The 17,962-nt window shown below is 71.7% G+C and carries 17 protein-coding genes, 1 pseudogene and 1 riboswitch; of the genes and pseudogenes, 14 read left to right on the forward strand and 4 right to left on the reverse strand.

The window, feature by feature from the left end:
- Positions 1–21: 21 nt before the first annotated feature.
- Positions 22–133: riboswitch (TPP riboswitch) on the forward strand.
- The 7 genes and pseudogenes from OWR29_RS07535 (at position 127) to thiC (ending at position 5,776) form a co-directional block, all read left to right on the forward strand.
- Positions 127–726 (forward strand): thiamine phosphate synthase, encoded by a 600-nt coding sequence (locus OWR29_RS07535; protein WP_438872557.1) that lies wholly within the window; start codon positions 127–129, stop codon positions 724–726. It overlaps the preceding riboswitch by 7 nt.
- The gene (gene thiO / locus OWR29_RS07540) at positions 723–1,721 is read left to right on the forward strand and encodes a glycine oxidase ThiO (RefSeq protein ID WP_267561775.1); all 999 of its coding nucleotides are present in this window, start codon (positions 723–725) and stop codon (positions 1,719–1,721) included. The genes OWR29_RS07535 and thiO overlap by 4 nt, the downstream gene beginning before the upstream one ends.
- A complete protein-coding gene (gene thiS / locus OWR29_RS07545; protein ID WP_267561776.1) occupies positions 1,721–1,924 on the forward strand; it encodes a sulfur carrier protein ThiS in 204 nt (67 codons plus the stop codon). The genes thiO and thiS overlap by 1 nt, the downstream gene beginning before the upstream one ends.
- 2 nt (positions 1,925–1,926) lie before the next feature.
- Positions 1,927–2,670, forward strand: coding sequence for a thiazole synthase (locus tag OWR29_RS07550; protein WP_267561778.1), 744 nt, complete (start codon positions 1,927–1,929; stop codon positions 2,668–2,670).
- Positions 2,664–3,233: pseudogene (locus tag OWR29_RS07555) on the forward strand (thiamine phosphate synthase); the annotation flags it as partial. The gene OWR29_RS07550 and the pseudogene OWR29_RS07555, both read left to right, overlap by 7 nt.
- Before the next feature lie 191 nt (positions 3,234–3,424).
- The gene (gene thiD / locus OWR29_RS07560) at positions 3,425–4,186 is read left to right on the forward strand and encodes a bifunctional hydroxymethylpyrimidine kinase/phosphomethylpyrimidine kinase (protein WP_267561780.1); all 762 of its coding nucleotides are present in this window, start codon (positions 3,425–3,427) and stop codon (positions 4,184–4,186) included.
- 108 nt (positions 4,187–4,294) lie between these two features.
- The gene (thiC, locus tag OWR29_RS07565) at positions 4,295–5,776 is read left to right on the forward strand and encodes a phosphomethylpyrimidine synthase ThiC (protein WP_267561912.1); all 1,482 of its coding nucleotides are present in this window, start codon (positions 4,295–4,297) and stop codon (positions 5,774–5,776) included.
- Here thiC and OWR29_RS07570 read toward each other — a convergent pair.
- The 3 genes from OWR29_RS07570 to OWR29_RS07580 all read right to left on the reverse strand — a co-directional run bounded on the left by OWR29_RS07570 (position 5,757) and on the right by OWR29_RS07580 (position 8,898).
- The gene (locus OWR29_RS07570) at positions 5,757–6,941 is read right to left on the reverse strand and encodes a hypothetical protein (RefSeq protein WP_267561781.1); all 1,185 of its coding nucleotides are present in this window, start codon (positions 6,939–6,941) and stop codon (positions 5,757–5,759) included. The two genes, thiC and OWR29_RS07570, sit on opposite strands and share 20 nt — an antisense overlap.
- A gap of 92 nt (positions 6,942–7,033) precedes the next feature.
- Positions 7,034–7,783 (reverse strand): ABC transporter ATP-binding protein, encoded by a 750-nt coding sequence (locus OWR29_RS07575; protein WP_267561782.1) that lies wholly within the window; start codon positions 7,781–7,783, stop codon positions 7,034–7,036.
- On the reverse strand, positions 7,780–8,898 hold the full coding sequence (locus OWR29_RS07580; protein ID WP_267561783.1) for an ABC transporter substrate-binding protein: 1,119 nt from the start codon (positions 8,896–8,898) through the stop codon (positions 7,780–7,782). Before OWR29_RS07580 ends, OWR29_RS07575 begins: the two co-directional genes overlap by 4 nt.
- A gap of 458 nt (positions 8,899–9,356) precedes the next feature.
- On the opposite strand from OWR29_RS07580, the gene OWR29_RS07585 reads away from it, so the two are divergent.
- Genes OWR29_RS07585 through OWR29_RS07600 form a run of 4 tightly spaced genes read left to right on the forward strand, consistent with a single transcriptional unit; the run spans position 9,357 to position 13,692 of the window.
- Positions 9,357–12,293, forward strand: coding sequence for a sensor histidine kinase (locus tag OWR29_RS07585; protein WP_267561784.1), 2,937 nt, complete (start codon positions 9,357–9,359; stop codon positions 12,291–12,293).
- On the forward strand, positions 12,290–12,697 hold the full coding sequence (locus OWR29_RS07590; protein ID WP_267561785.1) for a roadblock/LC7 domain-containing protein: 408 nt from the start codon (positions 12,290–12,292) through the stop codon (positions 12,695–12,697). The genes OWR29_RS07585 and OWR29_RS07590 overlap by 4 nt, the downstream gene beginning before the upstream one ends.
- Positions 12,698–12,728: 31 nt before the next feature.
- On the forward strand, positions 12,729–13,091 hold the full coding sequence (locus OWR29_RS07595; protein ID WP_127499757.1) for a DUF742 domain-containing protein: 363 nt from the start codon (positions 12,729–12,731) through the stop codon (positions 13,089–13,091).
- Positions 13,072–13,692, forward strand: a complete 621-nt coding sequence (locus tag OWR29_RS07600; RefSeq protein ID WP_267561787.1) for a GTP-binding protein — start codon at positions 13,072–13,074, stop codon at positions 13,690–13,692. Before OWR29_RS07595 ends, OWR29_RS07600 begins: the two co-directional genes overlap by 20 nt.
- Before the next feature lie 6 nt (positions 13,693–13,698).
- On the opposite strand, the gene OWR29_RS07605 is transcribed toward OWR29_RS07600, so the two are convergent.
- Positions 13,699–14,817: a uroporphyrinogen-III synthase gene (locus OWR29_RS07605; RefSeq protein WP_267561788.1), complete on the reverse strand. Its 1,119-nt coding sequence runs from the start codon at positions 14,815–14,817 to the stop codon at positions 13,699–13,701.
- 660 nt (positions 14,818–15,477) lie between these two features.
- Between OWR29_RS07605 and rplM the strand changes: the two genes are divergently transcribed.
- From rplM to glmM, 3 genes are all read left to right on the forward strand, one after another.
- Positions 15,478–15,921 (forward strand): 50S ribosomal protein L13, encoded by a 444-nt coding sequence (rplM, locus tag OWR29_RS07610; RefSeq protein ID WP_267561789.1) that lies wholly within the window; start codon positions 15,478–15,480, stop codon positions 15,919–15,921.
- Positions 15,922–15,941: 20 nt separating this feature from the next.
- On the forward strand, positions 15,942–16,469 hold the full coding sequence (gene rpsI / locus OWR29_RS07615) for a 30S ribosomal protein S9 (RefSeq protein WP_324291227.1): 528 nt from the start codon (positions 15,942–15,944) through the stop codon (positions 16,467–16,469).
- A 140-nt stretch (positions 16,470–16,609) separates the two neighbouring features.
- A complete protein-coding gene (glmM, locus tag OWR29_RS07620; RefSeq protein ID WP_267561790.1) occupies positions 16,610–17,962 on the forward strand; it encodes a phosphoglucosamine mutase in 1,353 nt (450 codons plus the stop codon).

Below are 17,962 nucleotides of genomic sequence, written 5' to 3' on the forward strand. Positions count from 1 at the left end.
GCCGGGTTATGGTCCGAGGCAACACAACCCCGCGGGAGTCCGGTGCACCGGGCTGAGAGGGGGGCTGACGCGGCCCCCGACCGTCGAACCTGATCCGGATCATGCCGGCGCAGGGAGGAGCGTCAGTTGTCGTTTCCACGTTTGCATGTCGTCACCGACTCGCTCGATGTCGTCCGGGGCGTGCTCGGGCACGGGCCGGTGGCCGTCCAGGTGCGGGTCAAGACCAACGACCGTGAGGCGTACGCGCTGACGGTGGCCGCCCTCGAGCTGTGCCGGGCGGCCGGCGCGCTCTGCCTGGTCGACGACCGGGTCGGGGTGGCCCTGGCGGCCGGGGCGGACGGGGTCCACGTGGGCGCCGACGACCTGCCGGTGGCGGCCGCCCGGCGCGCGCTCGGGCCGGCGCTGATCCTGGGCGCGACCTGCCGCAATCCGGCGGCCGCGCGGGAGGCGGTGGCGGCCGGCGCCACGTACCTGGGTGTCGGTCCGGCCTTCGCGACGAGCAGCAAGACCGGGCTGCCCGACCCGATCGGGCCCGAGGGAGTCGCGGCGATAACCCGAGCCGTGCCGGGGACGCCGGTGATCGCCATCGCGGGCATCACCCCGGCCCGAGTGGCCGAACTGGACTGCTACGGCGTGGCCGCGATCTCGGCGGTTGCGGCCGACCCGGCCGCGGCCACCGGCGCGTTCCTGCGAGCCCTCGACGCTTTCGAAGGGGCGCCGGCATGAGCGGCACCGTCGTCGTCGGAGGCGGGATCATCGGGCTCTCGATCGCCTACCGCCTGATGAGCCGTGGTGCGGACGTGACGGTCCTCGACGGCGGGGACGACGGCGCGTGGCACGTGGCGGCCGGGATGCTCGCGCCCGGCGGTGAGTCGGAGCACGAGGACCCGCAGCTGATCCGCCTGCTCGAACGCTCGGCCGAGCTGTGGCCGGGGTTCGCGGCCGAGCTGGGCGTCGACGTCGGGTACGACGACACGGGCACCCTGAGCCTCGCGATGACCCCGGACGACCTGGCCCAACGGGCGCGGGTGTGGAGCCGGCAGCAACTGCCGCTGCTGCGCCCCTCGGAGCTGCGCACCTTCGAACCAGCGCTGTCCCCACGCGTACGGGCCGGGGTTCTCGCTCGTGAGGAGCGGCAGGTCGACCCGCGCAAGGTGGTGCGGGCACTGCGCGAACGCCTCGGCTCGCGGGTCGTGCTGAAACGCGTCAGCTCGCTGTCTGATGTGGACGCGGCGACGGTAGTGGTGGCGGCCGGATGTGGCACGGCCGCGCTGACCGGGCTGCCCGTGCGACCGGTGAAGGGCCAGGTGCTGCGGCTGCGTGGCGAACCCGGCCTGCTGCGGCACGTGCTCGACGCGGCGGTCGACGGGCGCGAGGTCTACATCGTGCCGCGGGCTGATGGCGAAGTCGTGGTGGGAGCGACCCAGGAGGAACGGACCGACCGGCTGGTCACGGCGGGTGGCGTGCGCGACCTGCTGCGGGCGGCCCTCGACCTGGTGCCGGGGCTGGCCGAGTTCGAGCTCACCGAAACGACAGTGGGACACCGGCCCGGCACACCCGACAACGCGCCACTGCTCGGGCGGCTCGACGAGCGGGTGATCGTGGCGGCCGGGCACTTCCGGAACGGGGTGCTGCTGGCGCCGGTCACCGCCGACCTGATCGCCGGCCTGGTGCTGGACGGTTCCTCGCCCCCATCGCCTTTCTCCCCGGGGAGGTTCTGATGCGGCTGACGGTGAACGGGCGGAGCTCCGACGGGTTCGTGCGCGATCTGTCCGTACGCGAATTGGTCGAGACGATCACCGAGGCGCAGCGGGGCGTGGCGGTGGCGGTTAACGGCGAAGTTGTGCCCCGATCGACGTGGGCCGTCACGGCGCTGGCCGAGGGCGACTCCGTCGAAGTGCTCACGGCCGCTCAGGGAGGCTGACCATGCTGTTCGGGAAATCACGGCTGATCCTGGGCACGGGCGGCGCGAACAGCCTGGCCGCGCTGGAGGAGGCGGTCGTCGCCTCCGGAACCGACCTGGTGACCGTGGCGCTGCGCCGGGTCGACGCGGCCGGGCCGGGCCTGCTGCCGATGCTCGACAAGCTCGGGGTGCGGGTGCTGCCCAACACGGCCGGCTGCTACACGGCGGGCGACGCGGTGAAGACGGCCCACCTGGCCCGCGACGCCTTCGAGACCGACCTGATCAAGCTCGAGGTGATCGGCGACGAGCGGACCCTGCTGCCCGACGGCGTCGAACTGCTGCGAGCGGCGGAAACACTGGTCGGCGACGGCTTCACGGTGCTGCCGTACACCAGCGACGACCCGATCCTGGCCCGCCGCCTGGCCGACGTGGGCTGCGCGGCGGTGATGCCGGCCGGGTCGCCGATCGGCTCCGGCCTGGGCATCTCGAATCCGCACCACATCCGGCTGATCCGGCAGAGCGTGGACGTGCCGGTCGTGCTCGACGCGGGCATCGGCACCGCCTCGGACGCGGCGCTGGCGATGGAACTGGGCTGCGACGCGGTGCTGGTGGCGAGCGCCATCACTCGCTCCGACGACCCCGGCGCGATGGCCGACGCCATGCGGCACGCGGTGATCGCGGGCCGGCTGGCGTTCGAGGCGGGACGGATCCCGCGGCGCTTCCATGCGCTGGCGTCCACATCGGACGAAGGCTTGGCGCAATGGTGACGCCGGGCGGGCTCGTCGTGCTCACCGATCGGCGGATCGCTCGCGGGCCGCTGGTCGACGTGGTGCGGGCCGCGGTTCGCGGTGGCGCATCGTGGGTCATTCTGCGCGAGCGAGATCTGCCGTACGCCGAACGGGCCGAGCTGGCGGCGGCGCTGCGAGAGGTGCTGCCACCGGGGCGGTTGATCGTGGCCGGGCCTGATCCACTCGGCGGCGATGCTGTTCACCTGGCCGAACGTGATCCGCGGCCGACCGCTGAAGTGCGGCTGGTCGGCCGCTCCCGGCACGGATGTTTGTCCGATGAGGACTACGCGACGCTCTCGCCGATCTGGCTGACGGACACGAAACCTGGATACGGGCCGGCGTTGGGCCTGGCCGCCGCAGCCGAGCTGGCCGGGGATGTTCCGTGGCTGGCACTGGGCGGCATCGACTCGGCCGCGCGGGCGAGAGAGTGCGCGGGTGCGGGCGCGGCGGGAATTGCGGTGCTCGGTGCGATCATGCGTTCGCGTGAGCCCGAGCGGACCGCGCTGGAGCTGGCGCGGGCGTTCGGCTCCGCGAAGGCGGCCCGGCGGCCCGACGGCAGAACCGGTGATCCCGGACGGGCGGGCGGCTCATCCGCTTCGTCAACGTCCACATCCGCCGCCGCATCCGCCGCCGCATCCGCCGCCACATCCGCCGCCACATCCGCCGCCCCACCCAGGGTGGGCAGCCTAGGGGAGCGCGCTGAGAATCGGCTGAAGTTATCCACAGGTGCGTCATGACGCCGCGGGTGGTGTTGACGATCGCGGGGTCGGATTCCGGTGGCGGAGCGGGGATTCAGGCCGACCTCAAGACCTTTGCGGCGCTCGGGGCGTACGGCGTCTCGGTAATCACAGCCGTGACTGCGCAGAACACCCTCGGGGTCACGGCCATCCACCCGATCCCGGTTGATGTTGTGGCGGCGCAGCTGGACGCCGTGCTCGACGACCTGCCGGTGGCCGCGGTCAAGGTGGGCATGATCGGTGATCCGGCGGTGGCCGAACTCATTCTGAGCCGGGCCGAGCGGCTGCCCAACCTGGTGGTGGATCCGGTGCTGGTGGCCACCTCGGGGGCCCGGCTGGCGGAGTCGGCCTCGGTGGCGCCCCTGGTCTCGTACCCGTGCGTTCTGACCCCGAATCGGCAGGAGGCCGGCGCTCTCGTCGGGCGGGTGGTCGAGACGGCGGGGGAGATGGCGGAGGCGGCGGAAACGCTGGCCGGGCGGGGCGCGCGGGCCGTGGTGGTGACGGGGAGCGAGGCGGCGGTGGATGTGTTGCGCTTCGGCGGTACGACGGAATTGCTGCGCGGCGAGCCGGTGAGCACGGCCAACAACCACGGGTCGGGCTGCACGTTCTCGTCGGCGATCGCGGTGCGGCTGGCGGCCGGGGATCCGGTGCCGTCGGCCGTACGGAATGCCAAGAGCTATGTGACGGCGGCGCTCATCGGCGGGCGCGCTTGGCGGCTGGGCGCGGGTCCCGGGCCGCTGGACCACTTCATTTCCTGAGCCCGGCTTGGGGCAGCGCCGGGGATTCGTACGCCCAATTGCTGCCTGCTTTGTAGACATAGGGGAGGAATTGTGAGACGTAAGACGTACGTCGAAGGGGTGCCGTTCATGGAGGTGGAGCTGAGCGGGGGCAACGATCCCGTCCGGCTCTACGACACGTCCGGTCCGGGCAGCGACCCCGAAGTCGGGCTGCCGCCATTGCGGAAACCTTGGGCGACCGGCCGCACTCAACTCGCGGCGGCGAGGGCGGGCGAAGTGACGACCGAGATGAAATTCGTGGCGGTCCGCGAGAACGTGCCCGTCGAACTCGTACGAGAGGAGATCGCGGCCGGTCGGGCGGTGCTGCCGGCCAACCGCAACCATCCGGAGTCGGAACCGATGATCATCGGTTCGCGGTTCCTGGTGAAGGTCAACGCGAACATCGGCACCTCGGCCGTGACGTCGTCGGTGGCCGAGGAGGTCGAGAAGCTCACCTGGGCCACCCGCTGGGGCGCCGACACGGTGATGGATCTGTCGACCGGGCCACGCATCCACGAGACGCGCGAGGCGATCATCCGGAACTCGCCGGTGCCGATCGGGACCGTGCCGATCTATCAGGCGCTCGAGAAGGTCAAGGGCGACCCGGTCAAGCTGACCTGGCCGGTGTTCAAAGAGACGATTCTCGAGCAGGCGGAGCAGGGCGTCGACTACATGACGATCCACGCGGGCGTGCTGCTGCCGCACGTTCCGCTGGCCGCCGACCGGGTCACCGGCATCGTCTCGCGCGGCGGTTCGATCATGGCGGCCTGGTGCCTGGCCCACCACGAGGAGAACTTCCTCTACACGAACTTCGCCGAGTTGTGCGAGATCTTCGCGGCGTACGACATCACGTTCTCGCTCGGCGACGGCCTGCGACCCGGCTCGATCGCCGACGCCAACGACGAGGCCCAGTTCGCCGAACTTCGTACGCTCGGGGAACTGACCCACCTGGCCTGGGAGCACGACGTGCAGGTGATGGTCGAGGGCCCGGGTCACGTGCCGATGCACAAGATCAAAGAGAACGTGGACCTGCAGGTCGAGCTGTGCGGCGGAGCGCCGTTCTACACACTCGGGCCGCTGACGACCGATATCGCCCCGGCCTACGACCACATCACCTCGGCCATCGGCGCCGCGATGATCGGCATGTTCGGCACCGCGATGCTCTGCTACGTCACGCCCAAGGAACACCTGGGCCTGCCCGGCAAGGACGACGTGAAGGCCGGGATGATCGCCTACAAGATCGCGGCGCACGCGGCCGACCTGGCCAAGGGTCACCCGGGCGCGCAGGCCTGGGACGACGCGCTGTCCAAGGCCCGCTTCGAGTTCCGCTGGGAGGACCAGTTCGAGCTGGCGCTGGACCCGGAGACGGCCCGCGCCTACCACGACGAGACGCTGCCGGCCGAACCCGCCAAGACCGCGCACTTCTGCTCGATGTGCGGCCCGAAGTTCTGCTCCATGAAGATCAGCCACGATCTGAAGAAGCAGGGCATGGGCCTCAAGTCGGCCGAGTTCGTGGCCGGCGGCAGCCAGGTCTATGTGCCGGTGACCCCGGTCAGCGGCCCAGGCCGCTGACCCAGTCCGAGATCTCGCCGTCCGGGCGGCCCTGCTTCGGCGGCTGGGGCGGGGTGAAGCCGTCGAACGGCGGCATCGTGATGACGCCCGTGTCCGAGGGGCGCATCTCGTCGTCGGAACGCTGAGCGGCCACCGCGGCCCGGGCGGCGACGGTGGCCCGGGCGGCCACCGTCGCGCGGCCGGTGATCGCGGCGGCCGCGCCGGTGCCGGGCAGGCCGGGGCCGGACTTGGTGGCCGCCTTGGCGATGGCCGACTCGGGCTGGGCGTCGCGCTGCGGCAGCGGCGGGCGGTCGGGGGTGGGCTCGGCGGCCGGCTTGCGCGGCCGGTCGGTCGCCGAGCCGCGGCCCAGCACGGCGACGAGCACCGAGCCGAGGACGCCCGCGCCGGCGGCGGTCATGGCGGCCCAGTACGGCATTTCCTGCACACGGGTCGAGCCGGGGCCCGCGATCAGGTAGGCGACGGTGAGCAACGCCGGGCCGGGCAGGCCGGCCAGGGCGGTGGCCACGATGGACAGTCGTCGGCGGCGGGCGGCCAGGCCCACCGCGAGGCCGCAGATCAAGGCGATGGCGGGCATGGTGAACAGCGAGGCGCGCTCGGCCAGATCATCGGGGACGAAGCCGGCGTCGAGCACTCCCAGCCGTACGGGGGAATTCTGCTCACCCGAGCGCAGCGACGGCGCCACCGACACGAGCGCGAGCACCCACATCACCGCGCTCACCGCGACCAGGTTCCAGCGGGCGGCGTTGCGGCCCAGCGCGGCCCACGCGGCGAAGATGCCGGCCGCCGCGCCGAGCACCGCGCAGGCGCCGATCACGAAGACCGGGTTCACCCCGGCCACCTCGGCGCCGCGGGCCGGCTGCATGGTGAGCGGGACGATCGCGGCGGCGCCCAGGCCGGCCGCGACGCCACCGGTGAGGCGGGTACCGGCGCCCGAGCGGGCGGTCAGATGGCCCCGCGCGGCCACGCCGCCGGCCGCCGCCGCGGTCAGCGCGAACCACGCGACCCAGGCCAGCTGAGCGGTCCATCCGTCACGCGCGGTGACCTCGACGACACGGGCGAAGTCGAGGACGCCCAGCCCGTAGGCCAGGCCCAGCTGACCGGCCCCAACCAGCGCGGCCGCGCCGAATGCGGTTCCCACCAACTTCGCCCAGGTGCGTAAAGCCATGCCCGGCACGTTACGGTTTCCTCGCCTACGCGCTCAACAGCGGGGGTCGATTCTTAAAATCCCGCTTAGATATTTATACGGAGAGTGGCGGATCAAGCCATCAAAAGATCATGGAGAAGCGCGCTGCAGCGGGCCACCTCGTCGGAGTGCGCCGTGCGCCCCAGCGTGCGGGGACGCGGGATGCGCACATCGACGATCTCGCGTACCCGGCCCGGTCGCGGGCTGAGCACGACCACCCGGTCGGCCAGCAGCACCGCCTCGTCGATCGAATGGGTGACGAAGACGGTGGTCGCCTCTTGTTCCATGTGGATGCGCTGCAGCTCGATCGACAGCTCCTCGCGGATCAGCGGGTCGAGCGCCGAGAACGGCTCGTCCATCAGCATCACCTGAGGCCGGCCGATCAGCGCGCGGCACAACGCCACCCGCTGCTGCATGCCGCCCGAGAGCTCGTGCGGCAGCCGCTTCTCGAAGCCGGTCAGGCCGGTCAGCGTGAGCAATTCGTGCGCCCGGTCGCGGTACTCGGCCTTGCGCCAGCCGAAGATCTGCACCGGCAGCAGCACGTTGTCGAGCACCGAGCGCCAGGGCAGCAGGGCCGGGCGCTGGAACATCATGGACACGTCCCGGCGCGGCTTGACCACCTGCTCGCCGCCCACGTCGACGCGTCCGGCGGTCGGCGGCAGCAGGCCCGCGATGAGCCGCAGCAGCGTCGACTTGCCGCAGCCGGAGCGGCCCACCACGGCCACGAACTCGCCGTTGCCGACCTCGAGGCTGACGTCGCGCAGCGCCTCGACCGTGCCCGAGCGGCCGGTGAACGTCCGGGACACCTGGTCGATCCGGATCATGACGCGAGCCGCCAGCGACCGCTGCGCGCCACCAGCAGGGTCAGCGCTTGCGGCATCAGGCCGGAGTGGTTGTCCGGCGTCAGGCGGATCGGGCCGGAGAGCCCGTCGACCTGCGAGGTCTCGATGATCTCGCGGATCTGGCGGCGGTCGGCCCCGGCCCGGGCCACGGCGTCGGCGATCAGGTCGGCCGCGTCGGCCGCGAACGAGGCCACCCCCGAATAGCTGCCGTAGCGGGACGTGTAGTCGCGGAACCACTGCTTGCGGGAGGACTTGGCCGGGGTCGTCGCGATCACGTCGTCGATGGCCAGGATCTGGGTGAACACCATCGTGGCGTTGTCCGTCGCCTTCGCGGCGGCGCGCGGGATGAACAGATCGCTCGCGGCAGCCGAGTCGAAGTACATGGGCTTGCTGAAGTTCGCCGTGCGCGCGTCGGTGGCGGCCTGCTGGGCCAGGTCGGGCGGGGCGAGCACCAGCAGCGCGTCCGGCTGGGTGGCGGTCAGCGTGCTCACGGACTGGGCGATGTCGCTGGCGGCCGGCTTGACCGAGCGGGTCGCCGTGACGGTGATGCCGGTGCCCTCACGGGCGTCGGTGAGCGCCGAGTTGGCGCCCCGGCCGTAGAGGTCGTCGGTGTGCAGCACCGCGATCTTCTTGTATTTCTGCCGGGTGAATTCGCTCACCAGGGCGGCCGCGCTGTCGGCCGAATTGGGGCCGAGCTTGAAGACGTACTGGCGGGCGCTGACCGGGCTGGCGACCTCGTCCGAGGCGGCCAGCGAGATCGTCGGGATGGTCTTGTCGTTGATCGTCTTCGCCGCGCCCACCACGCACTGGTCGCAGGTGCCGGTGACGACCGCGGCGACCGCCGGGTCGTCGGCGAACGTGCTGATGTTGCGCAGCGACGCCGTCGGGTCGTTCCGGTTGTCCTGAGTGCGTAGTGCCAGCTTGCGCTCGCCCAGCTGGCCCGACGCGTTGATCTGCTCGATCCGCAGTTGCAGGGCCCGGGCGTACGCGGTGTCGACCGCCGACGAGTTGTTGAGATCGGCCGCGATCACCACGGTGTCGCCGCCGCCGGAGGCGTCGTCGTCGGAGGTGCAGCCGGCCGCGCCGGCGAGAAGCATCGATGCCACGGCAGTGGCCGCGGTGATGCGGGGGAGCCGCACTGGAGGTGCCTCCTAGAGGGGCGGGAAGGCGGGGTGCCGGCAGCATCGTGGCTCGCCGGCGGGAGGGCCGACACGGACAGCATGTCCGTTCGATCGCGCCAAACCTTGCCAACGTGAAGGCCCCTGGTCAAGCGGCGGTCCATCGATGGAGCGAGACGCTTGTCTCACATACTGGTAGAAAATCGGGGGGTACGCGGTGACCGACTGGTCACTTAATGTCGTGGTCAACATATTCGTGCACGTCAAAGCGCTTTGCGTGTCGAAAGTAGAACGCACGTGAGTACTTGCACTCGGACACGGAGTTCGTTTCCGGATGTTTCCAGACTTCCCAAACGGATGTCCGTTCTGATGAAATTCCCGGGCCGCGCGAGGTTCCGCGGGCGGACAGCCATGGGGAAGACCACGGAGGAGAAGTCTTGAGCACCGGATCCTCGACCCAGCCGGCGCGCCGCGGTGTCTTCCCTCGCCTGAGAGACGCCCGCATCCGTGCCAAGCTGGCTCTGATCCTGGTCGTCCCCCTGGTCGCCGTCATCGCGCTGGCCACCACGCGGCTGGTCGACGTCGGACAGCGCGCCGCCGAGGCGGGCACGGTCGAGGAACTGACCAAACTCGAGACCGACATCTCCGGTCTCACCCAGCTGCTGCACGTCGAGCGCATGGCCGCGGCCGAGTACGTGGGTGCGGCGGCGACCAAGCCCGATGCCTACCAGGCGGCCGTCCGGGCCAGCGACGCGCAGATCCAGGTCTACCGGGCGCACCGCGCCGACATCGAGGACCCGCCGGGCGCCGTCCGCGACCGCCTCGCGCGCATCGACGACCACCTGAACACGATGGACGCCACGCGCACGGCGGTCGGCGACCGCAACGGCATCGCCGTGGCCGAGGCGGTGTCCCGCTACAGCGTGGTGATCACCGACCTGGTCGCCTACGGCGAGGCCGTCAGCCAGTACGCCGGCGACGGCGACGTGGCCGACCGGCTGCGCGCGATCGCCGCGTTCGCCCGGGCCAAGGCGGGCACGGCCGAGCAGGAAGCGGTCTCCTACGCCGCCCGGATCACCGGCGACCTCAGCCCCGAGCAGCGCACCGCGTTCATCGCCAGCCAGACCAGCCAGCAGGAGGCCCTGCTCGCGTTCTCGCTCGTGGCCGATCCGGGCCAGCGCGCCCTGGTCGACAACGTGGTCAGCGGCGACGCGGTCAACCTGGTCGACGGCGTGGCCACCCGCCTCGGCCGGGCCGGCAGCGGCGGCGCGGTCCAGCCCGACGAGATCACCGAGTCCTTCGGCGCCGTGGTCGACCTGATGCGCTGGGCCGAGCAGGAGCTCGAGTCCGAAGTGGTCGATCAGGCGGCGGCCGACCGGGACGGCGTCGTACGCCAGGCGGCCATCGAATCGGCGCTGGTCGTGCTCGTGCTGATCGTGGCCGTGGTGCTGGCCGTCATCCTGGCCCGCTCGCTCAACCTGGCGCTGCGCCGGCTGCGCGAGGGCGCGCTGGCCGTGGCCAACCGCGACCTGCCCGACGCCGTGGCCCGGCTGCGCGACGCCCGCAACCTCGGCGAGGGCGGCGCCGACGACATCGTCCGCCAGGTCCGCGACCCGATCAAACTGCCCAACCGCGACGAGATCGGCCAGGTCGCCCAGGCGTTCAACGTGGTCCACCGCGAGGCGGTCCGCATCGCGGCCGAACAGGCGGCCCTGCGCACCAGCGTCTCGACGATGTTCCTCAACCTGGCCCGCCGGTCCCAGTCGCTGGTCGACCGGATGATCGGCGAGCTCGACCAGATCGAGCGCACCGAGGAAGACCCCAAGCGCCTGGCCCAGCTCTTCGAGCTCGACCACCTGGCCACCCGGATGCGCCGCAACGACGAGAACCTGCTGGTGCTGGCGGGCGCCGACTCCAGCGCCCCCCGCCGCGAGGACGCGCTGCTGGTCGATGCGCTGCGCGCCTCCCAGTCCGAGGTCGAGCTCTACAACCGCATCGAGTTCGGCACCGTCGACACCGACATCTCCATCGCCGCGCTCGCCGTCAACGACGTGGTCCGCCTGGTGGCCGAACTGCTCGACAATGCCACCCGGTTCTCGCCGCCCAACACGATCGTGGTCGCCGACGGCCGGCGCATCCGCGACTACGTGGTGATCCAGGTGGAGGACCGCGGCCTCGGCATGTCCGAGGAGCAGATGGACCAGCTCAACCGGCGCCTGGCCGAGCCGCCAAGCGTCGACGTGGCCGCGTTCCGGCTGATGGGTCTGGCCGTGGTCGGCCGGCTCGCCTCGCGCTACGGCATCCGCGTCGAGCTGCGGGCCAACATCGAGGGCGGCACGGTCGCCCAGGTCACGTTGCCGAGCAGCATCGTCGTGCTGCCCAGCCGGCGCCTCGACCCGCCGGCCCGGTCGCAAGAGCTGGGCACCAGCCCGTACGGGGGTGGCAGCTGGGACGCGCAGGCGGGCCGCGCGGCCACCGCGACCCTGCCGACTATCGCGCCCGAACCATGGCGCGAACCGACGCCGCAGCCGCACAACGCGCACCCGCAGCTGCCGATGTTCCCGTCGCAGCGTCCCCCGTCCGACCCCGACGTGCGTCCGACGCCGAACCGCCCGCCGCTGCCGACCCGGGTCACCAAGACGATCGACGCCACGGCCGGCGCGCCGACGATGAACGGCTTCGCCGCGGCCACGGCGCCTCCGGCGCCGGCCCCGGTCGCTCCCGATCCGGTGTCGCCTCCGGCCCCGCCCACCGGCAGCTCGTGGGGCGCCGCGCTGGCCGCGATGCCCCCGGTGCCCGAGCCGCCGGTCGCCCCGGCGCCCGACGAGCGCAGCGACGCCCCGATCTTCGTGCAGATGCAGCAGAGCTGGTTCCGCGACCACGACGCGGCGAGTCAGGAGGAGTGGGGCATGCCGACCGCCGGTTACGCCCCGCCGCCCAACAGCTCCGCCGGTCAGGCCAAGCCGGCCCCGGCCGCCGCCCCGGCCCCGGCCCCACCGGCCGCGCCCGTGTCGCCGCCGGTTTCGCCGCCGCCCGCTGCCGCACCGGCGGACAACGGGCACAATGGACGGTCCGTGCCCAAGCCGCGCCCCGCGGCCGAGGACAAGTGGCGGACGTCGGCCGACGAGGGGTGGCAGAAGGCAATGGCAGCGGCCGAACCCGTCGACGCCGGCACCACCCGGTCCGGCCTTCCCAAGCGAGTCCCCCAAGCGCAGCTGGTGCCCGGCGGCGTACAGCCCGGGCCGCGCAACCAGAACAGGCGCAGTCCCGACGAGGTGCGCGGTCTGCTGTCCGCGTACCACCGGGGTGTGCAACGTGGACGGACCGACGGCTCCGCCGAGGCCTCCACCCAGGCTAAGGAGAACGAACGGTGACCAGGCCCCCCACCATGCAGGACATGGGCTGGCTGCTCAACAACTTCGCCAACAGCGTGGCCGGCATCGCCCACGTCGTGGCCGTGTCGGCCGACGGGCTGCTGCTCGCGGCGTCCCGCGACCTGCCGGCCGACCGGGCCGACCAGCTCGCCGCCATCACCTCCGGCGTGGTCAGCCTGACCGACGGCGCCTCCCGCATGTTCAACGCGGGCGAGGTCCAGCAGACGATCATCGAGATGGACAGCGGATACCTGTTCCTCATGTCGATCAGCGACGGCTCCTCGATGGCCGTGCTGGCCGCCCGCAGTTGCGACGTCGGCCAGGTCGGTTACGAAATGGCGCTGCTGGTCGAGCGGGTCGGCGCCTCGCTGTCGCCGGCGGCACGCGAAGCAGTCAGTCATTAGTCGCCGGCTCGACGGAAGGGGGTGATCGCGCATGGGCCAGCCACAGGACCCGAGAGGCAACCTGGTACGCCCGTACGCGGTCACCCGCGGACGGACCGAGCCGCGTCGGGACATCCCGATCGAGGCGGTCCTGGTCGCCAGCCAGGCCGGTCTGCAGGAGGCCCGGTTCGCCGGGCATGACAAATACCGCATCGCCGTGCTGTGCGAGGCGAAGGCGCAATCGCTGGCCGAGCTCTCGGCGCTGACCCGGCTTCCGCTGGGTGTGGCCCGGGTGCTGGTCGCGGACATGGTGGCCGACGGGCTGCTGTCGTTGCACAGCGCCGCTCCCAAAACTGGGTTCACGGAGCGGATGGATCTGCTGGAAAGGGTGTTGAGTGGACTTCGCAAGCTCTGAGCGGGCGGGGGCGCAACCCAAAGAGATCACTTCGGCGAAGATTGTCGTCGCCGGAGGGTTCGGCGTGGGTAAGACGACGCTGGTCGGAGCGGTCTCGGAGATCGAGCCGCTGACCACCGAGGCCGTCATGACCTCAGCCGGACAGGGAATCGACGACGCGTCCAAGGTGCCCGGCAAGGGAACCACGACGGTGGCGATGGACTTCGGCCGCATCACGATGGCCGACGACCTGATCCTCTACCTTTTCGGCACCCCCGGCCAGACCCGTTTCTGGTTCATGTGGGACGAGCTGATCCGCGGCGCGGTCGGTGCGGCGGTGCTGGTCGACACCCGGCGTATCGCCGACGCTTTCGCCCCGCTCGACTACTTCGAGAACCGCCACTTGCCGTACCTGGTGGCCTTGAACTGCTTCGACGGCGCGCCCCGGTACGAGCCGGACGAGGTGCGCGAGGCGCTGGCCATTCCGGCGCACGTGCCGCTGGTGATGTGCGACGCCCGCCACCGTGACTCCGTCAAGCAGGTGCTGGTGGGGGTCGTCGAGCACGCGATGGCCACATTGGTGGCCGAGCAGAGCGGCGGGTATCCGGCGCCGGTCGGCTAGGCCTACTCAAGTCGCGGGCAGGCGGTAGCCACGCTTGACTACCGTCTGGATGACGCCGGGGGCGCTCAGGCCGGCCCGGAGGCGGGCCACGGCCATCTCGACCGCGTGTTCGTCGGCGCCCCGGGGCAGGGCGTGCAGCAGGGCCGCCCGCGAGAGAACGCGGCCGGGCATGGTGGCCAGCGCACGTAGGACGGCCATCGGCGCCGGGGCCAGCGGGCGCAGCTCGCCGTCGACGATGGCGGCGTGCCCGCGCAAGGTCAGCGAATGGCCGGCCACCTCGAGCGACAGGGCCCGCTTGGGCAGCTCGTCGGCGATCGTACGGACCAGGGCGCTCAGCCGGGCCCGGGCCGGGGTGATCACGGGAACGTCGTGCCGGCGCAGGGGAGCGGCCGTGACCGGACCCACGCAGGCGGCGAGCACGTCGCCCCGTAGGGCCTCGAGAACGGCGTCGGCCCCGGGACCGGCCGTGCGCAGCAGCGCCTGAACGGCCGGGGCGGCGGTGAAGGTGACCGCGTCGACCAGGCGGGCGGTGATCAGATCGACCAGGCGGTGCAGCGGCGCGGCGTCGGTCGGCGCCGCCCAGCGGTACACCGGCACCTCGATCACCCGGGCGCCCGCCTGCTCCAGCGCCTCGGTGTACTCGGGCTGGCTCTCGCCGTGCAGCTGCATCGCCACGGTCAGGCCGCCCAATCCACGGGCGCGCAGGTGGTCGGCCACCTCTTCGTAGCTCTCGCCCTCGGGGGACCACTGCTCGTGCAGGCCGGCCGCCCGGACCGCGGCGCGCGCCTTGGGGCCGCGGGCCACCAGGTAGGCGCGGGCGAGCACGGCCAGCAGGGGTTCGGCCAGGCCCCACCCCTCGGCCGCCTCGAGCCAGCCGCGCATGCCGATGCCGGTGTTGACCAGCACGATGTCCGGCGGGGTGTCGAGGCAGGCCCGGGTGGCCGCCCGGAGCTGGGCGTCGTCGGCGATCGGGACGATCCGCAGGGCGGGCGCGAGCACCACCCGGGCGCCGCGGCTCTCGAGCAGGTGGGCCAGCTCGTCGCGGCGCTGGTCGGCGGTGACCCCGACCGTGAAGCCGGACAGGGACGCGGCCGGCTCGGCCAGTGCGGCGGCCGGGATGATCATCCGGGCTCTTCCGCCGGGATCAGGACTGATATCAGAAGTCGTGGCGCGGCCGTCCGGTCCACCGAAGGGCACGCTCGGAGCCCGCCGTCCTCAGCGTCGACCCGCTCCCATGTCACGCCTGCGTTCTCCGCCGTACCTCCGGCCGGCACGCGCCACGACTCCTCTTCGCCGAACCGGGAAGCCGGTCCGGCGGTCACCGTCAGGTCCGTCCTCAACCCTGACGGTGGCCTCTCAATAGTGCGTCCTCCCCGCACGCGGGAGCCATGCCGGGCCCGCGTCGTCGAGGTGTCAGCACCATTGGCCATGCCGGAAGCGTGCCGGTATGGAATTTCGCCCTCGCGTCCCGTTTGTTTCAAGCCTGCTAAGAGGTATCGACCTGTGACCTTCGCGACCTTGGATCCCGGTGCCGGGCGCGTCTGGTAGGGCGGGTATGCTTGGCAACGGTTATTCTTGGAGGTCGCGTCCGTACCCACCGGGGTCCGTGCACGGGGCCACCGATCGTGTTGCTCCTCGCACGTTTTGACCACGCGCCGCGCAGGCGGGTATTGTTGCCTGCTGTTGTGCGACAGCTGCGAGCCCGCTCCCCGGGGGTAGGCTCGATGCTCGCGTTCGCCGCGACCAGCGCGCGACCCCAGACCGACGACAAGACAAGGTAATTCTGTGCGTACGTACAGCCCGAAGCCGGGTGAGATCGAGCGTCAGTGGCACATTATCGACGCTTCTGACGTCGTTCTGGGCCGCCTGGCCACCCACACCGCGAACCTCCTGCGCGGTAAGCACAAGCCGACCTTCGCCCCGCACGTCGACACCGGCGACTTCGTGGTGATCATCAATGCGGGCAAGGTCGCTCTGACCGGCAACAAGCGGCAGACCAAGGTCGCCTACAGCCACTCGGGCTACCCGGGCGGTCTCAAGCAGGTCGGCTACGAGGAGCTGCTGAGCAAGCGCCCCGAGAAGGCGATCGAGCTGGCCGTCAAGGGCATGCTCCCGCACAACAAGCTCGCGCGGCAGATCATCAAGAAGCTGAAGGTCTACCCGGGCGCCGAGCACCCGCACGCCGCTCAGCAGCCCCAGCCGTTCGAAATCACCCAGATCGCGCAGTGAGCGCGGGAGAAGGCAGCAGCATGTCCGACGTTATCGAGCCCGAGGTCGTCGAGACCGTCGAGGAGCCCGCCGGCACGGTCGTTGTCGAGACGCCCGCCGAGGAGACCGTGGTCGTCGTCGAGACGCCCGCTCCGGCCCCGGTCCGCGCCCCGCGTCCCGGTGACCGTCCGATCCAGACCGTGGGCCGCCGCAAGGAGGCCATCGTCCGGGTGCGCCTCGTGCCCGGCAGCGGCAAGATCACCTGCAACGGCCGCGACCTCGAGGCCTACTTCCCCAGCAAGGTGCACCAGCAGCTCATCCGCGAGCCGCTCGTCACCGCTGAGAAGGAAGAGCAGTTCGACGTGATCGCGAACCTGCGCGGCGGTGGCATCACCGGCCAGGCCGGCGCTCTGCGCCTCGGCATCGCGCGGGCGCTCATCACGAACGAGCCCGACGACCGTCCCGCCCTCAAGAAGGCCGGCTTCCTCACCCGTGACGCCCGCGTCAAGGAGAGCAAGAAGTACGGTCTCAAGAAGGCCCGCAAGGCTCCTCAGTACTCGAAGCGCTGACTTTGCGCCGAGTCTGACACGGCCGGGTTGCGCCCCCTGGTGTTCTTCAGGGGGCCGGCCCGGCCGTTTTGCGTTCCCTCCCCTTCTCAACGCACCCGTTCCACCTCCCCTCAGGGGTGAATCGGGGAAAGGAAGCCGCCATGGGGCGTCTGTTCGGCACCGACGGCGTACGCGGGCTCGCGAACGGCGAACTCCTCACCCCGGAACTGGCTCTCAAGGTCGCGGTCGCGGCCGCGCGGGTGCTCGTCGAGAGCGACCGCAGCCACCAGCCGCTGGCGATCGTCGGGCGTGACCCGCGGGCCAGCGGTGAAATGCTCGAGGCGGCCGTGGTCGCCGGTCTGACCAGCGCCGGGGCCAACGTGGTGCGGGTCGGCGTGCTGCCCACCCCGGCCGTGGCCTACCTGGTCGGTCAGACCAACGCCGACCTCGGCGTGATGCTCTCGGCCTCGCACAACCCGATGCCCGACAACGGGATCAAGCTCTTCGCCGCCGGCGGCACCAAGCTGCCGGACGAGCTGGAGGAGCGGATCGAACAGGCCATCGAGGACGGGCACGGGCTGATCGGCCGGCCGACCGGCGCCGGCATCGGACGGGTCCACGACCTGCTCGACGGGGCCGAGCACTACGTCAAGCACCTGGTCGGCTCGACGCCGCACAGCCTGGCCGGCGTCAAGGTCGTGGTGGACTGCGCGAACGGTGCGGCCAGCGAGGTCGCCCCGGTCGCCTACGAGGAGGCCGGCGCCGAGGTCATCGCGATCCACGCCGACCCGGACGGCCTGAACATCAACGAGGAGTGCGGCTCGACCCACCTCGACAAGGTGCGCGACGCCGTGCTGGCCGAGGGGGCCGACCTGGGCCTGGCCCACGACGGCGACGCCGACCGCTGCCTGGCCGTGACCGCCTCGGGCGACGTCGTCGACGGCGACCAGATCATGGCCATTCTGGCCCTGGCCATGCGCGACGCCGGCACGCTGACCGACGACACGCTGGTCGCCACGGTGATGAGCAACCTCGGGCTGCGGATCGCCATGAAGCAGTCCGGCATCAAGCTGATCGAGACCAAGGTCGGCGACCGGTACGTGCTCGAGGAGCTGAACGCGGGCGGGCTGGCCCTGGGCGGCGAGCAGAGCGGGCACATCGTGATGCCGGCCTTCGCCACCACCGGGGACGGCGTGCTGACCGGCCTGCACCTGATGGCCCAGCTGGCCTCGACCGGCAAGTCGCTGGCCGACCTGGCGTCGGTCGTGCACCCGCTGCCGCAGGTGCTGATCAACGTCCGCGTCGGCGACCGCGCGGCGGGCGCGTCGGCTCCGGCCGTGCAGGCCGCCGTGGCGCTGGCCGAGAACGAGCTGGGCGAGACCGGCCGGGTGCTGCTGCGCCCGTCGGGCACCGAGCCGCTGGTCCGGGTGATGGTCGAGGCGGCCACCGAAGAGCAGGCCCGCGAGGTGGCCGAGCGCATCGCCGACGAGGTCCGGTCGGCCTCCCCGGCCTGA

It is taken from the genome of Paractinoplanes pyxinae, from assembly GCF_026626335.1.
GTDB lineage: Bacteria > Actinomycetota > Actinomycetes > Mycobacteriales > Micromonosporaceae > Actinoplanes > Actinoplanes pyxinae.